The 5863-nt window shown below is 44.3% G+C and carries 4 protein-coding genes and 2 pseudogenes; 4 read left to right on the forward strand and 2 right to left on the reverse strand.

Annotation, left to right across the window (positions count from 1 at the left end):
- Positions 1-88: 88 nt before the first annotated feature.
- The 4 genes and pseudogenes from IQ234_RS19440 to IQ234_RS19455 form a co-directional block, all read left to right on the forward strand.
- Positions 89-1453 carry a GTP-binding protein gene (locus IQ234_RS19440; RefSeq protein WP_193958290.1) on the forward strand — a complete coding sequence of 455 codons (1365 nt, stop codon included), beginning with the start codon at positions 89-91 and terminating at the stop codon, positions 1451-1453.
- Positions 1454-1599: 146 nt separating this feature from the next.
- Positions 1600-2121 carry a hypothetical protein gene (locus IQ234_RS19445; protein WP_193958291.1) on the forward strand — a complete coding sequence of 174 codons (522 nt, stop codon included), beginning with the start codon at positions 1600-1602 and terminating at the stop codon, positions 2119-2121.
- A gap of 180 nt (positions 2122-2301) precedes the next feature.
- Positions 2302-4155, forward strand: a complete 1854-nt coding sequence (locus tag IQ234_RS19450) for a peptidoglycan D,D-transpeptidase FtsI family protein (RefSeq protein ID WP_193958292.1) — start codon at positions 2302-2304, stop codon at positions 4153-4155.
- A gap of 244 nt (positions 4156-4399) precedes the next feature.
- Positions 4400-4507 (forward strand): annotated as a pseudogene (locus tag IQ234_RS19455) (DUF4277 domain-containing protein); the annotation flags it as partial.
- A gap of 301 nt (positions 4508-4808) precedes the next feature.
- Here the strand turns inward: IQ234_RS19455 and IQ234_RS19460 are convergent.
- Together IQ234_RS19460 and IQ234_RS19465 are read right to left on the reverse strand one after the other, a co-directional pair.
- On the reverse strand, positions 4809-5540 hold the full coding sequence (locus IQ234_RS19460; RefSeq protein WP_193958293.1) for a PEP-CTERM sorting domain-containing protein: 732 nt from the start codon (positions 5538-5540) through the stop codon (positions 4809-4811).
- A gap of 214 nt (positions 5541-5754) precedes the next feature.
- Positions 5755-5863, reverse strand: a pseudogene (locus tag IQ234_RS19465) (IS5/IS1182 family transposase); the annotation flags it as partial.

The following is a 5863-nucleotide window of genomic DNA, read 5'->3' on the forward strand; positions in this document are numbered from 1 at the left end:
CCCACGTCCCCACTATCTCATCTCAGTTACCGCCCCGAAACTCTACAATAAAGGCAGCAGCGTTAATAAACAGTAAAGAAAATCAACCGTGACCAAGACCCCATCGATCGAGGAAACTCATTACAATCAGGCTAAGGCTAGTTTACAACAGGCCTTAACTTGGTATGCCAGTTTTCGCCGCCATTGGAATTATCCCCCCGATCCCCAACTTCAGGCCGCCGTTAAACAGGATTTGCAGTCCTTAAAATCGGCCTTGGATAAACTGGATGAAACGGTGATTCGGGTGGCAGCCTTCGGGTTAGTCAGTCGCGGTAAATCCTCGGTGGTAAACGCTTTAGTCGGTCAAAAAGTCCTGACAACTGGACCCCTGCACGGGGTGACACGCTGGCCGCGATCGGTGCGTTGGACACCAGCCACGGGTAAAATTCAGATAGAATTAATCGATACCCCCGGATTGGATGAGATTGAAGGCGAAGCACGGGCGAATATGGCCAGAGAAGTCGCTAAAAGTGCCGATTTGATCTTATTTATCGTCGCCGGGGATATTACCCGCACCGAATACGAGGCCTTAGGAGAATTGCGCCGGGCCAAAAAACCGATTATTTTGGTGTTTAATAAGATTGATCTCTATCCAGAAGCTGATCGCCGTCAGATTTTTCAGCAGTTGCAGAGATTAGGAACCAATCGGGACGAAAAAACGTTAGAAGATTTGTTAACTAGCGATGAGATAGTTATGGTAGCCGCCGAACCGCAACCGATTCCCGTCCGGGTGGAATACCCCGATGGGAGCGTGGTGACTGAGTGGGAAACCCCTCCCCCCCAAATTGAGGAGCTGCAAGATAAACTCTTAACGATTTTAAATCGGGAAGGGCGATCGCTGCTGGCATTAAATGCTTTAGTACAAGGACAAGAAGCGGAGGAAAATATCGCTAGAAAAACCCTAGAACTGCGGGACAGTCAAGCGGAGGAAATTATCTGGCAATACGCGAAATATAAGGCTTTAGCGATTGCAGCCAATCCGATCGCTATTTTAGACCTCCTAGGGGCTTCAATCGTCGATTTAACTCTAGTTCGGGCTTTAGCTCGTTTGTACGGCCTGCCAATTACCAGTCACCAAGCTAGTCAACTCTGGCGGACTCTACTTTTCAGTAGTGCGGGGTTGCTGGTGGGGGAAATCCTCAGCACTGTGATTATCGGTTTGGGCAAAACGGCAGCGGCAGCGGCGAGTATTTTTGAAAATCCTACCTCTTTAACCCTCTACGGTAGTACCGCTCTCCTACAGGGAGCAATTGCCGCTTATGGAACCTATACCATCGGGAAAGCCGCTAAAATCTATCTAGAACGCGGTTGTAGTTGGGGGGCATCCGGACCGAGTACGGTGATTAATCAAATTCTTGCTCAAGTTCATCCGCAAACCATCTTATATCGTTTACGTCTAGAGCTAGAACAGTGATTTTAAGGTAAAAAGGAAAAAGGAAAAAGGAAAAAAGGCAACAGTGATCAATTAAATATTTCCTACTGACTACTGATGACCGACTCCTAATTTTAGAAACTTAATTTTTGACAACGACCACTAGCTAGAAATATTGAGAGAAAATCATGTCTGCTGCCTATAATTCTTATGTTCCCGTTCCCGTTTCCCGCCAAAAAAGCCAAGGGAGTCAGCCTCGTCCCCAGTCACCAGTAAATCAGACGACTCCAACAGTAAAACCGACGACTAAATCGGTGGTGAGAGTTCCCGTTGCCCCAACACAAAAACAATTAGCCTCCCGTCAATTACGTTTCCTTTGCCTCCTAGAAAAAATAGTAGCTGTGATTACTTTTTGTCTGTTGGGTTCGACTCTGGGGATATATGCTTGGACGGTGTATATTCCCAAGGTTTGGGACAAAGAATTTGGTAAACTAGAAACACTGCAACGTCACGAGCGCCATCTTTTGGCCACCAATGAAACCCTTAAACATCAACTAGCTCAACAAGCAGAAAAACCCGAAACCGGATTAACTCATCCCCAACCCTTCCAAACTATCTTTTTACAGCGTAAATCTGCCCCGAACCTGAAACCAGCCCCCGCTTCTCAATCTCAATCTACCGTCATTTCTCGACCCAGAAGTGCCTATTAACAGTTATCAGTTATCAGTTATCAGTGGGTAAGTTAAAAGTTATCAGATGTGAGTTTTTAAGTGTGCAGTATTAAATAGAAGTTTCCTACTGTCTTTTTACTGATCACTGATTACTCTGTTTACTGATCACTGTTTACTGATCACTGATCACTGTTTACTGATAACTGAAAGATACTGCTCATGACTGATACAAAAAGACCCCGATTTAGAAGCAAAGAAACTCGATCGCCCTCGGGCAGAGTCCGGGACAGGAAGTCCTATTTAAACGCCAAAAAACAGCAAAAACAGTTTAAAAAATTGCCTTTGAGTAACGGGCGATTAGTGGTGGTGTGGTTGATTTTAGTCATGGGTATTGTGGGTTTAGCTTGGCGATTGTACCAGTTGCAAATAGTGCAAGCGCAGGAATTGCAAAAAAGAGCCAGAAAACAGCAAACCACCAGTATTAGACCCTATATTCCCCGACGGGCGATCGTTGATAGTAATGGTAATGTTTTGGCGACCGATCGCTTGATTTATACTCTTTATGTACACCCAAAACTGTTTGCTATTCCCCCAGCAGAAGTGGCTGATAAATTAGCTCCTTTATTAAATATTCCTACTAATCAACTGATTCAAAGATTTAAAGAAAAAGAAACAGGAATTCGTTTAGCCAATCAATTAACCGAGTCCGTGGCTAGGGGCTTAAAACAATTATCTATTGACGGTGTAGAATTAGAGGAAAAATACGCTCGTTATTATCCCCAAGACGATGTGGCAGCCGACGTGATTGGCTATGTAGATAAAGAACATCGTGGCCAGGCAGGATTAGAAAGAGGTTCCAGTCAGTTATTAGAAAGAGATCCTTTTTCTGTCAATACAAGACGCATGGGAGATGGGCGAATTTTACCAGCTTTTGTTCCCGATGGTATCTTTCAATTTGACGAATTACAGTTAGAAGTAACCCTCGATTTAAAACTACAAAGAGCAGCCCGGACGGCCTTGCGGGAACAGCTAAAGAAATTTAATGCTAAACGGGGGGCTGTCATCGTCATGGACTCCCTTGATGGTTCTCTTTTAGCCCTAGTTTGTGAGCCAACTTTTAACCCTAATGAATACTATAAAGCTAATGTGGCTCTATTTAAAAATTGGACCGTAGCCGATCAGTACGAACCGGGGTCAACTTTTAAACCAATTATTATCGCCCTGGCCATGGAAGCGGGGGCAATTAAAGCTAATACGGTAGTCAATGATCCGGGGGCAATTACTGTCGGTCCCTGGACCATTAAAAATGCCTCTAAACAGGGTTATGGGGCGCTAGATATGGCCCGAGTTCTGCAAACCTCTAGTAACGTGGCCATGGTGCAAATTGCCCAAAAAATGGGGCGAGTTGATTTCTATAAAAGTTTATTAGGATTGGACATAAATCAAAGGGTTGGTGTAGATTTACCCGGAGAAGTATCAGGATATCTCAAACCCGAACCAGAATTTCTGGATAATGCCATTGAATCGGCCACCGCTTCCTTTGGTCAAGGTTTATCCCTAACGCCTTTAAAATTAGTACAATTGCATGGCGCGCTGGCCAATGGTGGCACCCTGGTGACTCCCCATGTGATCAAAGGATTAGCCGACGACCGCGGCCGTTTGCACTGGCAGCCTGATTATCCTAGCAAAAAAGTCTTTTCTCCCACCGTGGCCCGGCAAGTGGTGGAAATGATGGAAACCGTCGTCAGCAAGGGGACAGGAGTAGCGGCCCAAATCCCCGGTTATCGCATCGGAGGTAAAACGGGAACCGCACAAAAAGCTAGTCCCACGGGGGGTTATCTACCTAACGCCAAAATTACCAGCTTTGTCGCAATTTTACCGATCGAATCGCCCCGTTATGTGGTTTTGGTGGTGGTGGATGAACCCAAGGGAGCCAATACTTTTGGCTCCACTGTGGCCGCTCCGGTGGCAAAAACGGTGATGAATACGCTCATTTCCCTCAAAGGTATCCCCCCCACCTCCAAGGTCGCTCCGGCGGGTTCTGCGACCAATAAACCCCCGCGTCACGATTAATTTAAGTGTTGAGGAGAAAAGCCGCTAAATTGTCTGGTAACTCCCATTCTAAATAGGGTTTGCGGCAAAAAGTTTTGCGTGAGGGTGGGGTGTGGGGTTTTACCCATTTTCAGGTGGTCAATTACCTAAGTTTCAGGGAAAAAGTGCCTAATTCTCCCCCCCGATCCCTCCCATATCTGGCACTTTTTGATTTCAAAAAAGCCTAAAGATATTATCCAACAAGGTTTTTAGATTTATTCAGCAACCCCTATTTAGTCAATTTTTTGAAGATAAGGGAATCGAGGAATTATTGGGAAAAGAAATAAAAACCGATTTTATCAATAATGATAAAATCGGGAGAGTCATGGATGAATTCAGAAGTGTTGAATGATAGCTTGATAAAGTAAAAAAGCGACTGTCATATCACATTCCAGTCACATCTAACTTATAATTCCTATTATCATGACGCTAAACTCCTTTGGGGGAATTGTCAAAACAATCTTAAGAAGTTTGAGAGGGTTAGGAATAGCTCTCCAGGAGATTTATTGGGGTAATCAGGCGCTGTGAAACTGCATACCCCATAATTCGGGTCAATTAAGCATCTGAGCAAAATTAATTACATATCTAAGCCGTTTCCCGTCCTGATTAGGAAATTAATTTTGCACGACTACTTATTATTTTTGTTGTAACTTTGAAGCGATTCCCAACAGTCCGAAACCTAGCAATCCTAATATCGCGGAAGGTTCGGGAATGGGAGAAGCGTCAAGGGTTACATTATCGAAATTGGTCTGGATTCCATTAGAGGTCAGACGAATTTCTAATGCCTGCCCGAAGAGCGGACTGCTGCTACCACTGGAATAGCTAACGGTGACAGGTGCGAAAGTTCCGGCAATGGGAGTAATAATATTGTTAGAGGCTAGAACTGTACTTCCGGCTAAAAGTTCGATACTGTAGCCCGGAAAGGCCATATTTTTCCTGCTTCCGACATAGGCACCCAAAGTATATTGCGTGTTCGCTTGCAAAGTTGCGGAAAGTGTCTGGGAGATAGTTCCGCCGTTACTGTAGGCTACTTGAACTCCATCAGGAACCGGTTGTAGATTGTAAAAACGGTCAAGTCCAGTAAGAATTTGAGATTTGGTTGGATCAAGAACCCCCAGGAAAGGAGTATTAGTACCTGTTGAGCTTAACGACCAGCCAGTGATGCTATTTTTGCTATAAAATCCGGTCGTCCCCTGTTGGGGAGCGACGGGGTCTTCAAAGCTATGATTCGCTATGAAAATAGATGCAGCCCTAACTTGCCCCTGCGGAACAATCATCAAACAAGAAGATGCGATCGCTATCGTGAATAATCCTAGCTTATCGCAACCAGCAAAAGACATTAATTTCGCTAATACTTTTTGAGTCATAATGTTGACACTCCAAAGGAAAGCACTTTTAGACTCATCATAGCAACACCTCAAACTTTTAGCAACACCAAATATTGATTGATAAGAGTCAATTTTGACTCTCTGTCTAATCTGTCTGTCTTTCTTGCTGTGACTCGCTTATAAGTTTTTGGGGATGTCTATTGATTGACCGTAGAAATACTTAAGAATACTAATAAGACCTCCTGCAAAAGTCTTATTCAGCTACTTGATGATAGCCTAAAGCAAGTTCATAGTTGTAAATGCCAGCGATTAAATTAAATCTCAGACCAAAACGCCGTCTCCGATTCCTATATCTTGATGAT

The organism is Microcystis aeruginosa LEGE 91341 (assembly GCF_015206885.1).
In the GTDB taxonomy this organism is placed as follows: Bacteria; Cyanobacteriota; Cyanobacteriia; order Cyanobacteriales; family Microcystaceae; genus Microcystis; species Microcystis aeruginosa_H.

Excerpts from the sequence above, each read along its gene's own strand:
- IQ234_RS19445 (WP_193958291.1), top strand. The coding sequence starts at position 1,600 with ATGTCTGCTGCCTATAATTCTTATGTTCCCGTTCCCGTTTCCCGCCAA.
- IQ234_RS19450 (WP_193958292.1), top strand. The coding sequence starts at position 2,302 with ATGACTGATACAAAAAGACCCCGATTTAGAAGCAAAGAAACTCGATCG.
- IQ234_RS19460 (WP_193958293.1), bottom strand. The coding sequence starts at position 5,540 with ATGACTCAAAAAGTATTAGCGAAATTAATGTCTTTTGCTGGTTGCGAT.